Genomic DNA, 19,690 nt, shown 5'->3' with positions numbered 1-19,690 from the left:
CCCGGAGGCTGGTCTGTCGTATCGAGACCTCGTCATGCAGCGCGGGTCGGTCGCGTCGAGCTTGAGTTTCGTGGGGTCGGCGGACTGCCTGATCGGACTGGAGAACGCTGGCTCCTGATCCAGGAGCCAGCGTCTGGCGTGCATTGGCGTGGACTGTCGCGCAAAGAGCGCGGAGAGCTCTGGTCGTTGTGGTGATGCTTCAACGGTCCATGTCAGGCTTGGTAGGACGCCAGCAGATCCGTGAAGAACGTCCGCAACATGATGAACTGCTGTGCGAGTGCTCCCACGCGACCGATCCGCATCCGCGCACTCTTCTGAGCGAGATCGTCCATTATGGATTTTCGTTCCCCGGCGGCGGCGTGGTTGCGCTCAGGCAGCGGCTGTTGCACCTGGCTCGCGGTCAGTGGTGTCAGCTCCTCAGCTTCGGCAGCACTTGCGCGCCGTAGAACTCGACGGCCTGCGCCGGATCGTCCTGTGGGAAGCGCAGAAACGGCGTCACGCCCGCGTCGACCAGCCGCTGGACCGCTCCGACGTGCGCAGCTGGGTCGGTGCCGGTGGCCCAGTTCGCGGTGACGGCGCTCAGCTGGACGCGCTGGGCCGCCTGCTGGATCGCGACCGGGTTCGGCTGGTCGATGCCGCCAGCGGCGACGAACCGCCACTTCTCCGCCGCGCGGTCGATCACGCCCTGGTCGCCGACGACCGCGAACAGCTCGGCCCACTTGGGCATGGCGTCCGAATCCTTCCCGGCCGCGCGCGCACCGTCAGCGAAGGCCGCACGCAGTTTCGGGTCGGTCGCCGAGCCGGCTTCGGTGATCCAGCCGTCCCCGTACTGCCCTGCCACGTAGGCACTCTTCGGCCCACCCGCCGCCACGTACAGCGGTGGCGGCCGGTCCGGTACGTCGTAGAGCCTGAGCTGGTCGGTTTGGAAGTAGCGACCGCGGAACGAAATCCGCTGTCCGGTCCACAACTGCCGGATGAGCCCGATGGACTCGACCATCCGGTCCCGCCGCTCTGCGTAGCGACCGTAGTGCCCGGTGCCCGCCTGCTCGTTGACCGCTTCGCCGGTGCCCACCCCCAGGAACACGCGACCTGGCGCGAGCAGCGCCAGCGAGGCGAACGCCTGCGCGACAACCGAGGGGTGGTACCGATAAAATGGGCAGGTCACGCCCGTGCCGAAAGGGATCCACCGGGTGCGCTGGCTGACCAACGCGAGCGTCAGCCACGCGAACATCGAGTGTCCCTCGTTGTCCTGCCAAGGCTGCAGGTGGTCGCTGGCCCAGAGGTAGCCGAAGCCGGACTGTTCGGCGCGCTCGGCCAAGGACACCAGTTCTGGCGTCCGGAATTGCTCGTGACCAAGTACCAATCCCACCGGGGCAGGTTTCCGCGCCTCGCCAGGCGCCCCCGCAGAACACCCCGCCGCACCGACCGCCTCCGCGATCCCCACCGCTCCCAACGCCCCGAACTGCCGACGCGTAATACCCGCCTCGGGAACTTCGCCACTCATCGTCACGCACCACCACCGCCATCGACGACCCCGCTCGACGCACTCCACGCGGATACCCCACGAAGCGGGCGTCGTCATCACGTTGCGCCTCAGACAACGAACTACGCCCATCCATACGACTACTCCCCGGACGCTGGAACTGAATTTCTCAGTCCAACTTCCGGGGAGCAGTTCAGTTGGTGGTGATCCCGACGCGGAAGATCGCTTAGACGTCGGGCCAGTCTGAGACGTGGGTTTGCCCTCCAGCTAGAGCCTGCGAGGTATGCGTGACCGCGCCAGCCACACAAGATCAGCCGTCAGCGCTGAGCTGAACAGCCTCTGAAGACCTGAGAAAACGCACCCACGAGCGACCCATCTCCTGGCTCAACAATGTCTGGCGAAGTCGACCGAGGGTGGGGTCTACGCCGCGCAGGCGATTACGGTCTTGCTCGCGCCAGGCGGGGCGACCAGCACACCCAGGTCGTGACCGCGCAAGTCGTCGGCCGGTAGCACATCCTACGCGGGGAACAGCCTGTCGTAACTGGCCAGATCCATATGCCCGCGCAGCGCCATAGCCTCCCGCAGCAACGCCGTGCCAAGTCGACGGGCCGTCTCAGCTGGTACGGGTGCGGCGAAGAACATCCACACATGCGCGCCGACCCCTGACCGCGACACTTCCAAAGCGGCGGGTACTGCGCAAGCCCGCGCGGCCTTCAGATAAGCCAATGCGTCCAGCGTTGCTGCCTGCCCATCGAAGTCAGCCGCTAGCCAGCAGCACCGATCGCCGTCCAGTAGCGGATACAACCCGATGTGCATCTCGCCGGATAGGTGGGCCCGCACAACCTCCCGGGTCAGCGGCAGGTAATCCCGATCCTCGTGGCGCATACCCTTACGCCACCCGCCGCGCACCGCTGGCAGCCAGCCCGCCTTGCCAGTGCGCGTATTCTCCCACCGCACCGCATAGATATCCGTGCGGGCAGCGAACAGCGCGCCGAAGAAGTCGACCTTCACTTCTGGTGCCGACTGCCGATCGACCGGACCGGGCCGGGCTTCGAAGAAGCCCGTCTGAACAGGCCCAGGCGGGGACGCCCGGGCAGGCGTCAACTCCAACAGGCGCAGCAACCGTCTGTTCTCCGCTTGCAGACGTGCAGTCAGCGCGCGAAGGCTCGCTACCTCTTCGGCAAGCCCTGCTGCCTCCGCCGACTGGAGTTCGCCACCCATCCGACACATCGTAGAACGAGAACCGTAGTGGTCTGCGACGTGGTGACTGCATGGTTACATCCGATCGCCTCATTGGAATTCGAGGAGTCCTTGTAGTCGTTTGGTGGGCCAGGGTCGTTCGGTGGCGAGTTGGGTAGGGCGCCTGCCTTCACCAAATTGGGCGCACTTCCGGGGCCGATCGGCGCAAAGTGACAACGCGAACGACGCTACTCAAGATCATCATGCTACCTTGGCTGGATAGGGCTATTCCTGGAATATGACAATTCGAGATTTGTGAACAATTGAATCAGTGGTCGAGCGGTTCCGCGGCGGACAAGCGTGCCGTGGACGGATATGAGGTGCGAAATGCCCCAAAAAAGGTGGGAAGCGGACCCGTCGTCCTCGCTTGCACGGCGATGGGGGAAGTCTGCGCACGAGCTCAGTTTGACCTCTGAGGACGACAGTTGTCCCGACATCTGGGAGCTCGATAACGGCGATATCGCAGTCATCGGACGGGATCTCACGGACTCCTACCGGTCGCGGCTCCCCGCAGGTGTGACTGTTGACACGGATGAGCGGCTTGTGATCATCCCACGGGCCACGATCGTGGCTGCGAAGTTGAACATACCCGATGAATGAGCTGCTTGACTGCGCGCGAGGCGATCGGATGCCGCTCGACGAGTACCGCGCTGACTTTCAGCGGCACTTCTGGCGCATCGAGGAACCGGGGTTCTGGAAGCTGGAGCGCCAACAACATTTCAAGGAACCGGGAAACGACAGCTGGGTGGCCTTCGCTAGCGGAGATTGGGCTGAAGCGATGCGCCTGATCGAAGCGCGGCGCAGCAGCCTGGCCGACTACTATCGGCGGATCGCCGAACGGGGGTTTAGTACCTGGCGGGTCAGGGTCGTCGAAGAACCGGTCACTCCCTATCTTCAGTGGGAACTGCATCTGCTGCGAATTCGGCACGAGTACGGCGGCAAAGTCCACGTCGTGGACGTCAAACAGGTCGAGCACTTCGAAAAGGGCGGTCCGCTGCCCGAGATCTACACCCTCGGAAACGACGTCATGTACCAAGCTGAGTACGACGAAGACGGGGTTCTTCAAGCCGGTATCCGATATCAGGACAGGAGCCTGATCGCGCGGTGCCAGCAGTTCATTCAGGACCTTTATGAGATGGGAGAAAGCCTGTCCAGCTATTTCGAACGCAGGGTGGCCTCGTTGGCAGTTCCTCGTGGGGAATGACGAATGCGCAGTGGAGACCCGGACGAATTATCGCGGCACGACAACCACACGGAAGTGTCCGGGTCGGCAGCTGATGTCGTGCAAGCCCGGCATGTCTACGGAGGTGTTCACTTCCACGGAGCCGACCGGTCGTCCGTCCCCACGCCGCAGCAGCTTCCCCAGGATGTGCGTAGTTTCGTCAACCGGAACGCGGAGCTGGAACACCTCGACGGGGTCCTGACCGATGACCGTGATGAACCCATGGTGGTGGCGCTGTCGGTGATCACGGGTACCGCTGGGGTCGGTAAGACCTCGTTGGCCCTGCACTGGGCGCACTTGATGCGTCAGCGCTTCCCGGATGGGCAGTTGTACGCCAACCTCCGGGGCTACGATCCGGGTCTTCCGGTAACGGCCGAAGAAGCTCTCGACCGGTTTCTGCGGGCACTCGGCGAACCCGCGGCCGCGATTCCTGCTGAGCTTGAGGGAAAGGCCGCCCTGTACCGCTCGCGGCTGGCCGGCCAGCGGGTGTTGATCATCCTTGACAATGCCGCGTCGGTCGGGCAGGTGCGGCCCTTGCTGCCCGGAACGGCAGGGTGCTTGGTTGTGGTGACCAGCCGAAGTCGGCTTTCGGGACTGGTCGCCAGAGACGGTGCGCGGCGGCTGAGCTTGGACGTACTCCCCGAGACGGAGGCCATCGCGCTGTTGCGCGCGGTCACTGCGGGCTACCGGGCAGGTGACGACGACGCTGAATTGCGGGAGTTGGCCCGGTTGTGCGCACGGCTACCACTGGCGTTGCGGATCGCCGCGGAGCGTGCTGCCAGTCGGCCGCTGATGCGGCTTGGCGATCTGATCTCGGATCTCCGCGACGAGTCGGCGTTGTGGGATGCCCTCACAGCCGAAGATGACGAGGAGGCAGACGCGGTTCGAACCGTGTTCGCCTGGTCGTACCGGACGCTGTCAGCGGAGGTGGCGCGGCTGTTTCGACTGCTGGGTCTGCTTCCAGGCTCGGAATTCGGCGCAGAGGTAGCCGCCGTGTTGATCAACGATGACGGCAGTCGGGTACGTCGCCAACTGGATGTCCTGGTAGGGGCTCATCTGCTCGAGCAGCGCGCGCCCAGGCGGTATCAACTCCACGATCTGCTGCGCGCTTACGCGGCCGACCAGGTGCTTCACGAGGAGACCCCGGAAAGCCGCCGAACTGCATTGCGGCGCGTGCTCAGCTGGTACCTGCACACACTTGACTCCGCGCTGCACGTCATCTTCCCCGGCACTCGGCGATTCTCCCTCGAACCACCCGAGGTTGATGTCGTTCCCCTGACCTTCGGCGGACGCACTGAGGCGTTGGACTGGTTCGAGGTGGAGAGATCCAATCTGGTCGCTGCTGCTCGTGCTGCCTCGGACGTCCCGCTGCATCGGGTCGCATGGCAGCTTTCGGCCATGCTGCGGAGCATTTACGCGAGCAGGAACATATTCGACGATTGGCTGGCTACCAGTCTCATCGGACTGGAGTCCGCTCGCCAGGCCGGCGATCTCCACGGGGAAGCCGAGATGCTCGAAAGCCTGGGGAAGTCGTCCTTCCAAGCGCGTCGGCTGGCCGAGAGCGAGAGTTACCATCGCGCTGCCTTGACGGTTCGCGAGGAAATCGGCGATCAACCGGGAAGGGCGATTTCCATCAATGCGCTCGGCTTGCTCGGACTCCGGCGGCGAAGGCTGGCGGATGCGAAGTCCTACTTCGAACAGAGCATGGTGATCTCACGAGAGATCGGGGACAGGCGCCGGGAGGGCTTGGCGCTGTGCAATCTCGGGGAGACCTACTACGAGCTCGGAGAATTCGAGGAAGCGATCGAAAACCTGCATGCGGCACTGCGATTCTACCGGGAGCTGGCCGATCGAGCCCGCGAAGGAAACGCCCTGTTCATCCTCAGCATGACTCTGCGGGAAACGGGCGATGTCGAGAACGCGCTTTCGTCGATCCGCGATGCTCTCGCCATTGCCGGCCAGTTCAACAACCGAATGTGGGAAGCGCATTGGTTGGTTGAACTGGCGCGGATTCAGCGGGCCGTGGGCGAACCGGGCGAGGCGCTGGTCTCCTGCCAGGAAGCTGCGATCATTCAGCAGCGCTTGGGCGATCGCAGCCGCGAGGCCATGGCGTTGCACGGCACCGGCCAGGCGTACCAGGAACTTGGCCGCCTCCGAGAGGCAGCTGACTTCCACCGGCGAGCGGCAGCGATCCACCGCGAACTCGGAGATCACTGGCAGCTGGCTCACACGCTTGACGACCTCGCCGTAGCTCTCGCTGCTACCGACGCGGCTGCGGAAGCATCGCACTGCCGGCAGGAAGCCCTGCGAAGCCTCACCGACTTCGAAGATCCGAAAGCCGCCGCGAAACGTGAACGCCTTACCGAGGCGCTGGGCCGTCCGTAGCGGGTGGCTCGGCGGGCACGAATTCGGTCACCCAGAGTGGCCCGTCCGCGCAGTCAATCCGGATGCCTTCCGCCCGGGTAGTACTGGTCTGGAGGATCTTCACCCACCGGCCGTCGATCTGCCCGAGCGGACCGCGTCCGGATCCCATGAATCGGAACGTGCGAACCTGGTTGTGAATGTCACGGGCAGTGTGCGCCCAGTCTACGTGCGAAAACCCCGGTTCCATGAACCCTGCGTAGGAGGCCTCGGAGTCGTCCTGCGGGATCCCGGGGAAACCTGTCACGACGCGTTCGAGCGCGATGCCGAGAAGATCACTGATCACCGGATTGATTCGCGCCGAAAGACTTTCCTGAGTTATGTCGTCGTCCAGCGGAATGCCGCCTCGCTGAATGATGATGTTCCCTGTGTCGAATTCGCTGTCCATGCGGTGGATCGTCACGCCCATGTCGGCATCACCGTTGCGGATCGCCCACAGGACCGGCGCGGGCCCCCGGTACCGCGGCAGCAAAGAAGTGTGCACGTTGATGACGCCGTACCGGGGCAAGCGCAGTGCGGCTTCGGGCAGCTTCCACGAAAACCCGTACACCACTATGAGATCGGGGTGATACCCCGACAGGGCGGTGGCCAGACCGTCGGCGCTGCCGGGGAGCAACAGGTCCATGCCGGGTGGAATGACATCGAGAACTTCGCCGACAATCCTCCCAGAGTTCGGAGAACTCCGCTGCCGCGGTCTCTTGGAGCGGGAGTAAGCGTAGGAAACCGGCACGAATCCGGCTTGTTCGCATGCGGAGTGGAGTGTTGCGAACTGGTCAGGACCGAATGAGGCGAGCACGACGCGCGGCGATTTCGACATAACCAAGATCATCTCACTGATCACCGAGCACAGAAGGGCAGCGCGCATGGCCTTTTCGGTTGATTCTGGGCGTTTCGCCGACTTTGCCGCCAAAGGCCGCCGGCCGACGGCTGTTGCGGGATCCGCCATGTAGGCGCGTCCAGGCGCCATGCTGGTTCGACGCCGCCGAGGCCGTGTAGATGCTCTACGGCGCGGCCCGCTCCCGTACCGAGAACAACGTGCCCGGTTGTGCAGTACGGCCAAGGGATTGGCCAGCCGTCTCAGCGGCAAGATCACGAACGAGGGTGCATTTATGGTGCAGAATCGTCGCCGATTGGGGGCGAATGTGGGCGAATCAAGACGTGAGCAATTGCAAATATCCCAGCTAGATCGACCGAGAGCGACTGGTGAATACTAACCGGTCAGTTAACCGAAGGGTTACTGGTTCGAGTCCGGCCGGAGGAACAAAAACCCAGGTCAGGAGGCCTGGTCCCTTTTCGCGTCCGGATTTGGCATCGAGGGTGCAGAAGAGGTGCAGAATCGCGGCGCCCCGTCTCCGGGACAGCAAGCCGGGCTGCGGCGAGTCGTTGTGTAGTGTGCTGCACACTTGCAGCTCACTGGTGTGGAGACCGTAGTAGTTGCGGCCGGGTGAGCCGGCAGTGACACGCCCTCCTGCGGCCCGGTCGGCGAGCAGTCCGGAAGAATTTGCTCTGACTGATCTACGGCCTCGTCTGCGCATGTTGTTGCCATCGCGCTTCACGCGCGCGTGCGCGCTTTTATCTTCCGAATCCTGTGTGCGAAAACTGCCTCGACTGCGGCCGGGCCACGTTGGCGAGAAAAAATTCGAGGCCCGGTTGTCCCCAACCGGTGTTTATTTCGGAGTTCAGAGATGTCACCAGCACACAACGCGCAGCACCACCGCGGAGGCATCCCTGAACTCGCCCGGTCATTCCCAACCCGCTCGTCGACGAGAGGACTCCGCGTCGAGTCTTGCCCTCGCATCCTGGCGTGCAACGGCTCGCGGCGGCGTCGAGTTGTTGTCGGCGGCCTGGCTCCGCCCGCCGCCGTACCCGGACCGAGCCGCGGTCTTGGGCCATTTCCGGTGCGCCGACTCCCGCGTCGGTGTGGGCATGCGGGCCCCGGCCGATCGATGCCGTGGCCGTGTGACCGACCGCGGTCGTGGAGAAGATCGTCGCCTCCTTTACCTGGCCGGGCTAGCGGGTCGTGCTGCTGGCCGGACCCGGCACCGCAGCGATCCCCGACCAGCCCGCCAGCCCCGTCCTGAAAGCGAGCCGCACGGCCAGGCGGCCCCGGCGGGCAAGGAGGCGGCGTTGACCGCCGTGAGGGCTCTTGATCGCACCGCCCGGGCCGCCCACCTCACGCCCACTCCGAAGCCGGCCTCCCGGCCGTACTGGGCTGATCTCGTCGACGGGCCACCGAGTTTCGACGACCCCGATCCCGCAGTGCCAACCAGCGCCTTGCCCGACGACCTCGGCGATCATGCCGCGGAGGCGGATGTGGTCATCGCCAGCTTGTGCCCGAAGCACAGCGGCGAGGCCGTCATTGAGATCGAGAAAGGCTCGCTGGTGCCCAAAAACAACACCGATGACACGCCGACATGCTGCCCGTGACGCTGAACCTACGAGGAGATCACTCGATGCCCCTTCAAACCCCGAAGCGCAAACCCCCGGTTCAGCCACGCACCGACGCCCCTCACGACGGCGCCACCCCTGCCTCGCGATCCACCTTCCTGTACAGGCCCGCCGAGGCAGCGAAACACCTTGCCGTCAAGGAATCCTGGCTACGCCGCAAGGCCAGTCTGCGCGCGATTCCCTGCACCTTCCTCGGTAAGCACCTCCGCTTCTCCGACGACGACGTTAGGGTGCGCTTTTCCTTCCACAGAGCGTGGATATGGCCGTGCCGAATTTCCGGCATGGCCGTATCCACGCTTTCATGAAAGGGAGCCAACAATGGCGTGGGTAGAAAAACGCGGAGACGGTTTCCGTGTCCGCTATCGTCTGAACGACGGAACAATCTTCACTGAGAACGGATTCGCCACCCAGCAGGATGCGGACAATCGCGCGGCCGATGTGGAGTCTGACCAGCGACGCCGCCAGTTCACCGACCCCCGGCTCGCGCAGACCACGATCGACGAGTGGATTCGTGCCTGGTCGGACGCGCACCGCGTCGGCGACGTGACCTGGGCGACCTACGACTCACACATCCGCAATCACATCCTGCCCCGCTGGTCCGGCACCGCCCTGGGCGACATCGCGCGTATCGCGGTCAAGGGATGGGTGAACAAAACGCTGCGCCCGAACCTGGCGGACAAGAGCGTCCAGGACATCCTCATCCTTTTCTCGATGATCCTTGGCGAAGCCGTGGACGAGGGATTGATCGGCGCGAATCCGTGCCGGAAACTGCGCATCAGCTTCGACGACCGACCCGAACGGCCCCACGCCACTACCGACGAAGTCGACGCGCTGGCCGGGCGCATGGCACCGGATGCCGGGATGCTGACCATCACCGCCGCCTACACCGGCCTGCGGTGGGGCGAGCTGGCCGGGTTGCAGTGGATCCGCACCTACCTCGACGACGACCCGCGCATCGAGGTCGACCCGGAATTCGGCGCCCTGCACGAGGTTCGGGGGCGGCTCGAACTCGGTTCGCCGAAGACCCCGGCCAGCGTCCGCACCGTGCACCTTCCACCGGTCCTGGCTGACCAGCTTGCCGGGCACCGGGAGCGCAATCCCGACGCGCGGTTCGTGTTCACAGGGGCCGACGGGGGAATGCACCGCCGGTCCAACTTCCGCCGTCGGGTCTGGCTGCCCGCCCTCGCCGGGGACGAGGAGCGGGGGTGGACACCGCTGAACCAGGAGATGCACTTCCATGATCTTCGCCATACTCACGAGACGTGGCTGATCGAAGACAAGGTCCCGCGCATCCTGCGACTGGTGCGCCTCGGGCACAAGCGTAAGGACACCGACGACCTCTACTCACACGTGACAGAAGTGATGGTCGAGGAGATGCTCGTCGTCCTGCAGCGGCGGTGGGAGCAGGACGGTGGATGGACTTGGGACGACAGCCAAGGCTGCGGCGTGACCACTTCGGATTCGTGCGTGTGGTCAGGACGCCGTGCTCCCAATCTGCTCCCAAAACACCGATGGCCTGTCGATGAAAATCATCAACAGGCCATCTGATCAGGCAAAACACACTGTGGGCGATACTGGGATCGAACCAGTGACCTCTTCGGTGTGAACGAAGCGCTCTCCCCCTGAGCTAATCGCCCTTGTTCTGTTGTTTCGTCCCCGTTCCCGGCGACGAGAAGAACAATACACGATCGTTTTCAGGGGCCGAACAGGGGGGAGGCCAACCACGTCCAGTGCAGGCCGAGCCAGCCTCCGGCGGTGTTGAACAGGCCCAGCAGCCACAGCGTCGTGAGGACGACGAGGCAGGTGGCGCCCATGACGGCGAGCTTCGTGGCGAGGTGCTGGCGGCCGAGCCAGCGCACCCAGCGCTGGTAGTGGCGCTTGGCGAACTTGTTGACCCGGTGGGCCCAGTGGAACTCGGTGGCGAGGATCCCGAGGCCCGCGAAGACGACGAGCCAGCCGGGGCCCGGGTACGGGATCATCAGGATGCCGGCGAGGAGCACCGCGGTGCCGAAGACGCCGAGCACGACGCGGTAGGTGATGTTGAGGCCGGGCTTGCTGCGGATGCGTTCGCGGACGGCGTGCAGGCGCCGGCGCAGGGCGTGCAGCCGCGGGGCTCGCTGCTGGTCGGTGGTGGGTTCCGCGTCGGTTTCGCGGTGTCCCGACTTGGTCGTGTCGTTCAGGGCTGTCCACCTGCCGGTTGCGAACGTTCGTCGGTGTTGGGCACCTCTCGTCGGGCGGTGGTCGCCCGCGGTGCCCGATGTGCGTCAGAATACGGGTCTGGGCCGGTTGTGGCCGTGACCGCGCGGTTAGGGTGTCAAGCGCGCAGTTGGCCGGTGCGGGTTCGCCCGCCGCGGTTCGAATGTGACCGGAATCATCGCCGGTAGTGGGTGGTGTCGGGTCTTTCGGCCCTGTCGCCGGTCTTCGATCCTGGTCACAGTGTGACGCCACTCTCGACCGGGCGTTCGGGCGTACGCGTGACCGATAACGGAGACGGTTCGGACCATTAGCCCGATACGGGGAACTGTGGTGGTGAGCGTCTCATCGGCGGGCCCCGCTGCGAGAATGCCGGGTGGTTCGATCGCCTATCCTTGAGCGGACGTCAAGCGAGCTCGACGAAGCGGTAAACCCGGTGGTCAGACCGGGCGCGGCAGAGGGTTCCGCAGGACGAGGGCGACGGATCGAAGGCCCGTTGCAAGAGCGGTTCGCTCGGTTACGGAACGTAGTGGAGTTCGGTCACCGAGTGGGGTGCGGGTCCTGCGACTCAACGTCCTGGAGTCGGGTTGTTCGCGGTGGATCTTCCTCCGGTGTGGACTTCGGTTCTGGTCCGTCTCGCAATGGATGACCGGATCCGTGTTCGCCCCGAAACCGGAGCTCTGCGAACACGCTGTGCGTTCGCTTGATTGCCCAGCGAATTGGGGCCTGCCCCGTACGGGTGATCTATGCGGGAGTTGCGAGCGTTTCGGCCCGATGAGGCGTCACAACTGTGTTGCTCGGTCGATAAACGGACCGGGAAGGAGCGGAAAGGGGAGGACAATGCGTAACGATCACGTGACACTCCGTTCGACGGCCGTGTTCGATCTGTTGGCTCCGCAGGCACCTGCCGTGCCGGTTCAGGTCGAGCTGCGTTACGACACCCGGGATCCGTACGCGGTGGTGGCCGCGTTCCGCACCGGCCGCGCCGGCTGGGTCGAGTGGGTGTTCGCCCGCGACCTGCTCGCCGACGGGCTGATCGCGCACGCGGGCGAGGGCGACGTGACGATCCGGCCGGTGGTCGACGACCCCGAGGTCGTGGCGATCGAGCTGAGCTCGCCGTCCGGCCACGCGGTCTTCGAGGCCTCGGCGCAGGAACTCGCGGACTTCCTCGACCGCACCTACGACGTCGTGGTGCCGGGCAACGAGAACCTGTGGGTCGACGTCGATGAGGCGCTGACCCGGCTGCTGCCCCACGACCTGGGCTGATCCAGGGGGAAGATCGGCCCGGCGCGGCGGCGCGCCGGGCGATGTGACCCCCCTTTGATCGCGGTCGTGGGCGTGGTCTAGAGTTCACTGTGCAACGCGGCGGACGGGCCGGAGGTTCTCCGGCTTCGAAGTCGCAGGCAGGCGGACGTAGCGCAGCTGGTAGCGCATCACCTTGCCAAGGTGAGGGTCGCGGGTTCGAATCCCGTCGTCCGCTCTGGATTCTCTGGCGGTCCAGCCGACTTCGGCGTGGATGCGGAGTCTGGCGGAGTGGCCGAGTGGCTTAGGCAAGGGCCTGCAAAGCCCTGTACGCGGGTTCGATTCCCGCCTCCGCCTCGCGCGATTAGCTCAGTGGGAGAGCGCTACCTTGACACGGTAGAGGTCACTGGTTCAATCCCAGTATCGCGCACCATATCTTTTGCGCAGGTCAGCGGCCTTGTTCCTCGTGGAGCGGGCTTGCTGTCAGCTCGCGGATGGCGATGAAATGGCGATGCCGTCCGGAGCGATCTCACTCCGAGCAGGTTCGGTGGCCTCCCGTAGCTGTGGGAACCACAACATCAGTCGCGCTCGGTCTCGTGTGTTCAGTGCTGCCATGGAGGCCACCCAGCGGGACTCCTGCGCTTCAAGCAGGTGCTCTTCCATCGCAGGGGTCACGTGGTCGTAGACCCGGGCAATGCCCTTCATCTTCTGCCCCAGTCGCGCGCGGCGTGCCACCTCTGACACCCCGTCTTCGGTCAGCCACGAGCTGTGGGTGTGCCGGCCTTCGTTGAAGGTGAACCACGACAGGATCGCCGGGACGTGATCTTCGGCACTAGGCTGGTCCGGATTCACGCCGTCCCAGGCAGGGCGCCAGTAGCGCAGGCGGAAGTTCGACCTTCGCCATGGGTTCCCGTCGGGCGTGCAGAACACGAACGGGTTGTCATGGGAGTCCATGGCCCCCTCGTAGAGGGCGGCGATGCTCGGGGGCAATAGAACGTCACGAGTTCCGGCTGGACTCTTCGTGCGTCCCTTCTTCCCTCTGCCAGGCCGCCCGGAGGGCCTCCTTCGGGGTGCTGGGCCTTCGGCAACGCCGCCAGGACCGATAGGACGGCCACCTTTGAACAGCCGTCCACCGATCTCTTTCAAGGGCGCCTCAATCCGGATCGACCGGAGCTCGCGGTTGTACTCGTGCCGCTGCTGACCGGCCAGCTCGCCCCAGCGTGCCCCGGTGTAGGCATCCATCACACCAAGGACGAAGCTCGGCGGGCCAGCCGTCTCGTAGAGCCGCATGGCTGCCCGCAGTACTTGCACGGGAGTCGCGACGAGCTTGCTTGGCTCGAACTCGCCGGCAGTGACGCGGATGCCGGAGCACGGATTGGCAGGGATCATGTGGGCCTTGACAGCCGCGTTCAGGAATGTGGAAAACGTAGCGAAAATCGACGACACCGTGGACTCCGCATAGTCGTCGTGCAGCTCCGAGACCCACTTCTCGATCTCAACATAGCTGTTGAAGATGCCGATCAACGGCCACGCCGCCCATTGCGGCAGGAGTTGGTTGCCCAAATGGCACCGATACTTCGCCAGAGTGCTTGGCTCCAGCCTTGGTCCCAGGGCGGTCAACAGCTCCTCCGCGAACTCCCCAAACGGGGTTTCAGCGTCCCGAGGGTCGATCCACATGTTCCGCCGGATCAGAGCTTCCTGCTCTCTACCCCAGTTCTCGGCAGCCGTCTCCGAGGTGAACCCGGACTTGCTACCCCAGTTTCCGTCTGGTCGCTTATAGCGGGCGCGCCAAGTGCCTTTCGCGCTTCCGTCAGGTTCGCCGTAGGCCATGCTCACTTCCTTCCTGCGTTCTTTTCTTACCGAACGTCCCGGCTGGTGCCGGGACGGACATTTGTGTGCTCTCGGTCTCGGTCACGCGATGCGGAGGCGTGACCGTCCTGGCGTTGCCGTTCGGCCGGCTCGTCGCACGATTTCCGCGGCGTCTTCTCGGCTGAATCGGTAGTGCTTGCCGAACCTGCGATGGGGGATTGCGCCAGCCGCTGCCTGCTCTTTCAGCGTGCGCGGCGAGAGCCGCAGGAGATGCCCGAGTTGTTCGGCGGTGAGCAAAGCGTCGGGATCACGGGGAGCATGCTCAGCCAATGCTCGGATCGCTTCGGCCAGCTCGTGTGCCGCCTCTGCTAGCTCGGCCGCCGCAGAAACGGCGTCAGGGTTTGGTGCATTCGCGTCTCCACATGAATGGTGCTTGTTCATGCTGCATCTCCCCGAAAACCGGAGGTGACGCCGAGTGCAGGCGCCCTTCCATAATCGCGAAGCCCCCATTGGGGTGATGCGATGATGCAATCCGCAGAAGCGTTCGGCGCACATTTCATGACTTGAATTGCGTCGCCAGCATACAACTCAATGGTCTTGCCATGGTAGTAGAGGCTGTTCATACGACACCTCGTTCAGGAGCGTGTGCGCGCTGTACGGTCGTCGGGAGTTGAAAGACGAGCACGTCAAGATGAGCCGCGAACGCGGTGGGCTGGCCGTGAAGGTCCGTGTTCTCTGGGGTGTTCCCGGCGCCGGTGATGACTCTCGGGCGTATCCGGTTTCCGCGGACAGGCGCGGTCAGAGCGATGCAGTGGTCGGCGGGAATGAGGCCGATTGCGTCGGCGGTGTCGTAGATCTTGCCAGGTAGGTCGAGTAGTTGTCCGTGTCGGCGCCAGGGGCGGCAGGTGACCACGATGTGAGCGCTGGGCCAGAGCCAGTCGGCGACTGCGACCAGGTCTTCGTAGAGCTCCACCAGGACGTGACTCGGGTCGCTGGTCGGGGTGTGGCGAAGGCCGGTGAGCACGAGGTCGATGGCACCGGGCAGTGTGGCGGCGCGGGGATCGTCGACGCTGTCCAGCAGGATCGCGGTCTCGACCGCTCCTGCCATTCGCGCGAGGTCAAGGTTGGCCGCCAGTGCTGATTCCCACCGAAGCTGCGTGATGAGACCGAGTGCGTTACGGCCGGCACGGACGGCTTCAGCGAGGACCAGGCCTGGCCCCGGGTTGGGGTCGCACACGGTGTCTCCGGGGGCCGTGTAGGTAGTGATGATGTGCTGCGTGACGGCCGGGGGCAGGGCGGTGTCTGCGCGGGTGGCGCCGACGTGCCGGTCGGCGATCTGTAGGCGCGGACTGGTGTGACCGGTGTTCCAGACACTGCCGGGACGCAGGGAGGTCTTAGGCATCGCGGACCTCCGACTGCGGGTTCGAGTGGCGGAACACCTGGGCGGCCGTGTGGATACGGCGATGCCCGCCGCGTGCGATCGCCCGGCGGTCCTGTCCGGTCGGGGGCCGAGCGGCGGACGGGAGTTGGTGGGCCAGGATCAGCCGGTCGGTCAAGATCAGTCCAGCCTGCGCCGCGAGATGTGTCAGGTGCCTCGAGCGGAGGGATCGTCCACTGCGCTGATCGCTACTGCGTGTAAGCACGACGACGGCTCCGCCTGCGGCAAGATCGAGCGCCGAGTCGGCCAGTGCCCACGGCTCGACAGGGCAGTCAGACCATCCCGCAATGATCAATGCGAAGCCGTCCGAATTCGAGCCGGAAGGACCGTTGAGAGACGGGCGGTCGGTCGGGTTGCTGACCGGCTCGATCAGGCGGTCGTGGCGGGGTCCGAGTCCGGACCCGGACCTCGAAGTGCCGCTCGAGCATCCGCCAGAGGTTCCTGACCCAGGGCTGCGGCGAGGTGAGTGGTCTGCGGTCGTGGTCGCGCCGCGGCCGAGTCGGAGGATGGACTCTGCGAGTCGGTCCCGGCATTGCCGACTTGTCGAGGTCGGGACGGCGGAGGTGGCGAGCATGATCCGGTCACCGGGCACGGTGTAGGTCCTCGTGATCACTGAGACCGCAGCGGTGACGATCTCGTCTGCCCCTGCTGCAGGGTCGACGAGGCACAGTCGCACTGTGGCCGATGCCGACGGGCCGGAGCGTTCGCGGCGTGGCTCACGTGCTGCGGCGTTCGAGTGGCTCAGTCCGTTGGCTTCCACGGTGTTGGGCGGTGGTGCGTCCGGGATCGGGAGGGCAGGCATCGGGTGCTCCGTTGATCGTCGGGTTGTGCCAAGAGCACTCCTGAAGTCCGCGAAACCTGCCCTGATCGGTCGTCGCTGGGCTGCAGAAAATTCTCGCCTTCACACATGCGGAACGGACACCCTGCGTCACTGGATCTTTCGGTCCATCGCCCCATGTCGACGTCCAAGCGGGTCGTTCAAGGTCGGCGGAGAGCAATGGTGAGCAGGGCCCCACTAGGCCCTCCGGCATGCCGGTTCAAGATCGCCCCGGAACTTCCCCAAGATCTTTGTTCTTGCTCCCGCTCTCGTCCCGTCGAGGCGACAGCGCCGGAACAGTGTCCGACTAACACCGCAGCGCACAGGACTATTGCTCGCCCAAGGGGCAATCGTGAAATCTACCGTAGCGCGATCTTCTTGTTCGCGAACAAGAAGATCGTTTTAGCTCTGTCTTAGTACGGAACCGTGCGCTGCGCTGTTTCGCGCCTGGCTCTCTCGACGGCGTCATTGACCGCCGTTCGAGAGGAGCCGAGACATGGCACTCCCACCTAGCTCCGAGCACAAAGCGTGGCCGGGCAACCCCCTCGACGCCGCGCGTGAGGCATTCAGGCGGCTGACTACGGGCGATCACCCGGTGATCGTGGACGGCCGCCTGTTCGATCACCTGCCTGCCCGTGAGATCCCCGTCGACGAACTCCGGGACATGCTGCTGGCCAAGGGGTGCCCGCGGCGGGTATGGGACCAGGTGTGGACGCATGTGATCAGCCGCGCCCGGATCGAGGGCGGTACGTGGATCGTCGCCGCCGTCGGGTTGGCGCTGCCGATGCTGACCTCGCTGGCTGCCCGGCTGACCGAACGCTACGCCGATGACCCGGCCGACATCCACGCCGAGGTCCTGCGCGGGTTCCTCGACGCGCTGCACACGGTGGATCTTGCCGCCGGGCGGATCACGATCCGGCTCCGATGGGCCGCCTATCGCGCCGGGCACCGGGCACTGCTGGACGGACTGGATGGGCCGATCCCGAAGCCGCCGGGGTTTCACTCCAGCGAACCCAAAACCCCGGCCGGCCATCCGGATCTGGTCCTAGCTCGCGCCGTCGAAGCCGGGGTCCTCACCCGGACCGAGGCTGAGCTGATCGGCGCCACCCGGCTGGAAGGCATCGAGCTGGCCGACTGGCCGCACCACGCTGAGCTGACCTACGAGGGACTGCGCAGCATCCGCCGTCGGGCCGAAGCCCGACTCGTCGCCTGGCTGATCGAGTCCGGCATCGGCCGGACCGACGGCGATCCGACCGGCGAGACCGCTGCCGCCCGGCTATCGCTCAAGCAGACGTCGAGAGCGGCGAGCCGGTCACGTTCTGTAGCGAAAGAAGTTGACCGCTCGGTGACCGATGAGGGCCCGAATTTCGGACTTCAGGGCTGCGACTGATCCCTGCCCGCTTCCCAGGCTCGTCGCCTGCTGATCGCCTCTGGAGGTTCCGTTCATGATCACGATTCACCCTCGCCGTCGTTTCCCGACAAGCCCGCAGCCCTCCCTGCCCGCACTGTCACGATGCCGTCGGAGGTGGACGGGGCTGCTGGTGGCCGCTGCGCTCGCCGTCGCGCTTGGAGTGCTCGCCGTCGCTTCGGCAACGGCGGCTCCTCCTGTCCTAGCTCAGGCCCCGGGACCGTCGATCACCGACGTCCTCAACAACGCCCGGAACTGGATCATGGGCATCCTCGCGGTGCTCGCCACCCTGTTCCTCACGGTGGGCGGGGTCCGCTATCTGATGGCCGGCGGGAACGCGGGCGAGGTGGAGAAGGCCAAGCAGGCGTTCAAGAGCGCCGGGATCGGCTACGGGTTGACCGTGCTAGCGCCGGTGGTGGTCGAGATCCTCAAAGAGATCCTGGCCCAGCCAAAATGACCACCACATGGTCCTGGATCTGGCGGACGGGAGTTCGGTGTGTCGTCCTCGCCGGGCTCGTGGTGTTGCTGGGCGTCACAGGGTTCGGTTTCACCGGCACAGTCCGGGCCGAATCCACGTCGGCGCCCGCACCTCCGTCTGGCGAACCGCTCCCTCTGCCACTTCCGCCGGCTGAACCGGCGTGCGGCCCCGACCAGCCACAGGCCCCGGCATGTCTCCTGCCGACGGTGGCGCCGAGCAGCCTCACCTCGCCCGCACCACCGGCACCGCCGAATCCGACGCCAGAACCTGAGCCTGCGTCCGAGGAGCCGGAGAGCTCGTGGATCGGGGAGTTCCTCACGGGGTGGATTCGCGATTTCTTCGCCGATGTCGCGCGTTCGGCTCTCGAAGGGGTGCTGGGCATGCTGGCAGATTCCCTGCTCTCTACCCCGCAGTTCGACCAGCTTCCCGTCATGGGCCAACTGTGGAACAGTTCCCGCAACATCATGATCGCCGCGTATGTGTTGGTGACCACGATCGCCGGGGTCGTGGTCCTGTCCTATCAGACATTGCAAACGCGGAGTTCCGTGAAGGAGATTCTGCCGCGGCTGGTGATCGGGTTCGTGGCCGCGAACCTGTCGCTGTTTCTGGGCGGAAAGGCGATCGAGTTCGCCAACGCGCTGTCCCGGGCGTTCTTGGGAGATCAGACCGGAGCGGAAGAAGCGTCCCGCGTGTTCGTGGACACGCTGCTCGGTAAGGTGCCGGAGGAAGGTGATGACTTCTCGCCCTACGGCGATCTGTATGTCGTTTTCACCGTCCTGGCGCTCGTGGTCATGATTATCGCAGTGCTGCTGACCTATGTGGTCCGGATTGCGCTGACCGTGCTCTTGCTTGCCTCGGCTCCGCTGGTGTTGATGTGCCATGCCTTGCCGCAGACCGAGTCCATTGCGTTTTGGTGGTGGCGTGTCTTCGGCGCGGTTCTCGTCGTTCAGGTCGCACAATCTCTCGCTTTCATCTCGGCCTTGAAGATTTTCTATCTACCCGGCGGAATCACCATCTTCTGACCTGCCACACATTGCCCGTATCGCGCCAGGGGGATGGTCCATGATTCCTTTTCTGACTGCACTTGCCTTGTGTTACATCCTCGTCAAAATCCCGTTCTGGGTCATAGGGGCTGCCCGTGGAGGCGGCGGCAGATCCTTCATCGGGAGGCTCGTCCGGGCCTTCATTGCCTACAAGACCTTCGGGCTGATCCGGGGACGACGCGGCACGCCACCGGGAAAAGGACACCCGAAAACCTCAGCGGACCCGTACGAGTCGCCGAAGACGACTACTAGCGGCCAATACATGTTGCCGTTGAACGTGACACGTCAACGGCGTGGCCCCTCGGCGCGACAGCCGAACTTCCCGAAACCGAAGACCGCACAGCCAGGCCGAACCGAACAGGGGCAACAGCTGAAGTTGCCGCTCGATGGGGAATGGCCGGAGAACAAACCCCGGCTTGGCCGGGATGGGCAATACCGCCTGCCGCTGA

Annotated in this window: 15 protein-coding genes and 4 tRNA genes; 11 read left to right on the top strand and 8 right to left on the bottom strand. The window is 64.9% G+C overall.

Features of this window, described 5'->3' with window-relative positions; translation table 11 throughout:
- Positions 1-409 precede the first annotated feature (409 nt).
- Both BLW84_RS03515 and BLW84_RS03510 read right to left on the bottom strand, forming a co-directional pair.
- On the bottom strand, positions 410-1,504 hold the full coding sequence (locus tag BLW84_RS03515; RefSeq protein WP_093261215.1) for a F420-dependent hydroxymycolic acid dehydrogenase: 1,095 nt from the start codon (positions 1,502-1,504) through the stop codon (positions 410-412).
- Between the two features lie 495 nt (positions 1,505-1,999).
- Entirely contained in the window at positions 2,000-2,704 is a 705-nt protein-coding gene (locus BLW84_RS03510) for a TOTE conflict system archaeo-eukaryotic primase domain-containing protein (protein WP_143060852.1), read from the bottom strand.
- Between the two features lie 646 nt (positions 2,705-3,350).
- Between BLW84_RS03510 and BLW84_RS03500 the strand changes: the two genes are divergently transcribed.
- Positions 3,351-3,926 carry a DUF6879 family protein gene (locus BLW84_RS03500; RefSeq protein WP_245760911.1) on the top strand — a complete coding sequence of 192 codons (576 nt, stop codon included), beginning with the start codon at positions 3,351-3,353 and terminating at the stop codon, positions 3,924-3,926.
- A gap of 3 nt (positions 3,927-3,929) precedes the next feature.
- Positions 3,930-6,329 (top strand): ATP-binding protein, encoded by a 2,400-nt coding sequence (locus BLW84_RS03495; RefSeq protein WP_093261206.1) that lies wholly within the window; start codon positions 3,930-3,932, stop codon positions 6,327-6,329.
- Here BLW84_RS03495 and BLW84_RS03490 read toward each other — a convergent pair.
- Positions 6,304-7,311 carry a methionyl-tRNA formyltransferase gene (locus BLW84_RS03490; protein WP_245760910.1) on the bottom strand — a complete coding sequence of 336 codons (1,008 nt, stop codon included), beginning with the start codon at positions 7,309-7,311 and terminating at the stop codon, positions 6,304-6,306. The two genes, BLW84_RS03495 and BLW84_RS03490, sit on opposite strands and share 26 nt — an antisense overlap.
- 1,181 nt (positions 7,312-8,492) lie before the next feature.
- On the opposite strand from BLW84_RS03490, the gene BLW84_RS03485 reads away from it, so the two are divergent.
- Positions 8,493-8,792 (top strand): hypothetical protein, encoded by a 300-nt coding sequence (locus tag BLW84_RS03485; RefSeq protein ID WP_093261202.1) that lies wholly within the window; start codon positions 8,493-8,495, stop codon positions 8,790-8,792.
- Between the two features lie 339 nt (positions 8,793-9,131).
- Positions 9,132-10,361 carry a tyrosine-type recombinase/integrase gene (locus BLW84_RS03475; RefSeq protein ID WP_093261199.1) on the top strand — a complete coding sequence of 410 codons (1,230 nt, stop codon included), beginning with the start codon at positions 9,132-9,134 and terminating at the stop codon, positions 10,359-10,361.
- Between the two features lie 17 nt (positions 10,362-10,378).
- On the opposite strand, the gene BLW84_RS03470 is transcribed toward BLW84_RS03475, so the two are convergent.
- A tRNA-Val gene (locus tag BLW84_RS03470) sits at positions 10,379-10,450 on the bottom strand.
- Positions 10,451-10,507: 57 nt separating this feature from the next.
- Positions 10,508-10,876: a TIGR02611 family protein gene (locus BLW84_RS03465; RefSeq protein WP_281247360.1), complete on the bottom strand. Its 369-nt coding sequence runs from the start codon at positions 10,874-10,876 to the stop codon at positions 10,508-10,510.
- A gap of 970 nt (positions 10,877-11,846) precedes the next feature.
- On the opposite strand from BLW84_RS03465, the gene BLW84_RS03460 reads away from it, so the two are divergent.
- From BLW84_RS03460 to BLW84_RS03445, 4 genes are all read left to right on the top strand, one after another.
- The gene (locus BLW84_RS03460) at positions 11,847-12,272 is read left to right on the top strand and encodes an SsgA family sporulation/cell division regulator (protein WP_093261194.1); all 426 of its coding nucleotides are present in this window, start codon (positions 11,847-11,849) and stop codon (positions 12,270-12,272) included.
- A gap of 141 nt (positions 12,273-12,413) precedes the next feature.
- Positions 12,414-12,486 (top strand) — tRNA-Gly (locus BLW84_RS03455).
- A 47-nt stretch (positions 12,487-12,533) separates the two neighbouring features.
- A tRNA-Cys gene (locus BLW84_RS03450) sits at positions 12,534-12,605 on the top strand.
- Between the two features lies 1 nt (position 12,606).
- Positions 12,607-12,681 (top strand) — tRNA-Val (locus BLW84_RS03445).
- Positions 12,682-12,731: 50 nt separating this feature from the next.
- On the opposite strand, the gene BLW84_RS03440 is transcribed toward BLW84_RS03445, so the two are convergent.
- The 3 genes from BLW84_RS03440 to BLW84_RS03430 form a co-directional block, all read right to left on the bottom strand.
- Complete coding sequence (locus tag BLW84_RS03440; protein ID WP_342743095.1) at positions 12,732-14,078, bottom strand: tyrosine-type recombinase/integrase; 1,347 nt, start codon at positions 14,076-14,078, stop codon at positions 12,732-12,734.
- Between the two features lie 81 nt (positions 14,079-14,159).
- Positions 14,160-14,498 carry a helix-turn-helix domain-containing protein gene (locus BLW84_RS03435; protein WP_093261190.1) on the bottom strand — a complete coding sequence of 113 codons (339 nt, stop codon included), beginning with the start codon at positions 14,496-14,498 and terminating at the stop codon, positions 14,160-14,162.
- A 178-nt stretch (positions 14,499-14,676) separates the two neighbouring features.
- Positions 14,677-15,459: a TRM11 family methyltransferase gene (locus BLW84_RS03430; RefSeq protein ID WP_093261188.1), complete on the bottom strand. Its 783-nt coding sequence runs from the start codon at positions 15,457-15,459 to the stop codon at positions 14,677-14,679.
- 1,349 nt (positions 15,460-16,808) lie between these two features.
- Here BLW84_RS03430 and BLW84_RS03425 point away from each other — a divergent pair.
- The 3 genes from BLW84_RS03425 to BLW84_RS03415 all read left to right on the top strand — a co-directional run bounded on the left by BLW84_RS03425 (position 16,809) and on the right by BLW84_RS03415 (position 19,220).
- Positions 16,809-17,702 carry a hypothetical protein gene (locus BLW84_RS03425; protein ID WP_177226263.1) on the top strand — a complete coding sequence of 298 codons (894 nt, stop codon included), beginning with the start codon at positions 16,809-16,811 and terminating at the stop codon, positions 17,700-17,702.
- 151 nt (positions 17,703-17,853) lie between these two features.
- Complete coding sequence (locus tag BLW84_RS03420) at positions 17,854-18,177, top strand: pilin (RefSeq protein ID WP_342743094.1); 324 nt, start codon at positions 17,854-17,856, stop codon at positions 18,175-18,177.
- A gap of 227 nt (positions 18,178-18,404) precedes the next feature.
- On the top strand, positions 18,405-19,220 hold the full coding sequence (locus BLW84_RS03415; RefSeq protein ID WP_245760908.1) for a TrbL/VirB6 family protein: 816 nt from the start codon (positions 18,405-18,407) through the stop codon (positions 19,218-19,220).
- Positions 19,221-19,690 lie beyond the last annotated feature (470 nt).

Origin of the sequence: Saccharopolyspora shandongensis (assembly GCF_900106995.1) — a bacterium.
Taxonomy (GTDB): domain Bacteria; phylum Actinomycetota; class Actinomycetes; order Mycobacteriales; family Pseudonocardiaceae; genus Saccharopolyspora; species Saccharopolyspora shandongensis.
Note: the sequence above shows the minus strand (reverse complement) of the source record. Positions and strands in the feature narration are given on the sequence as shown.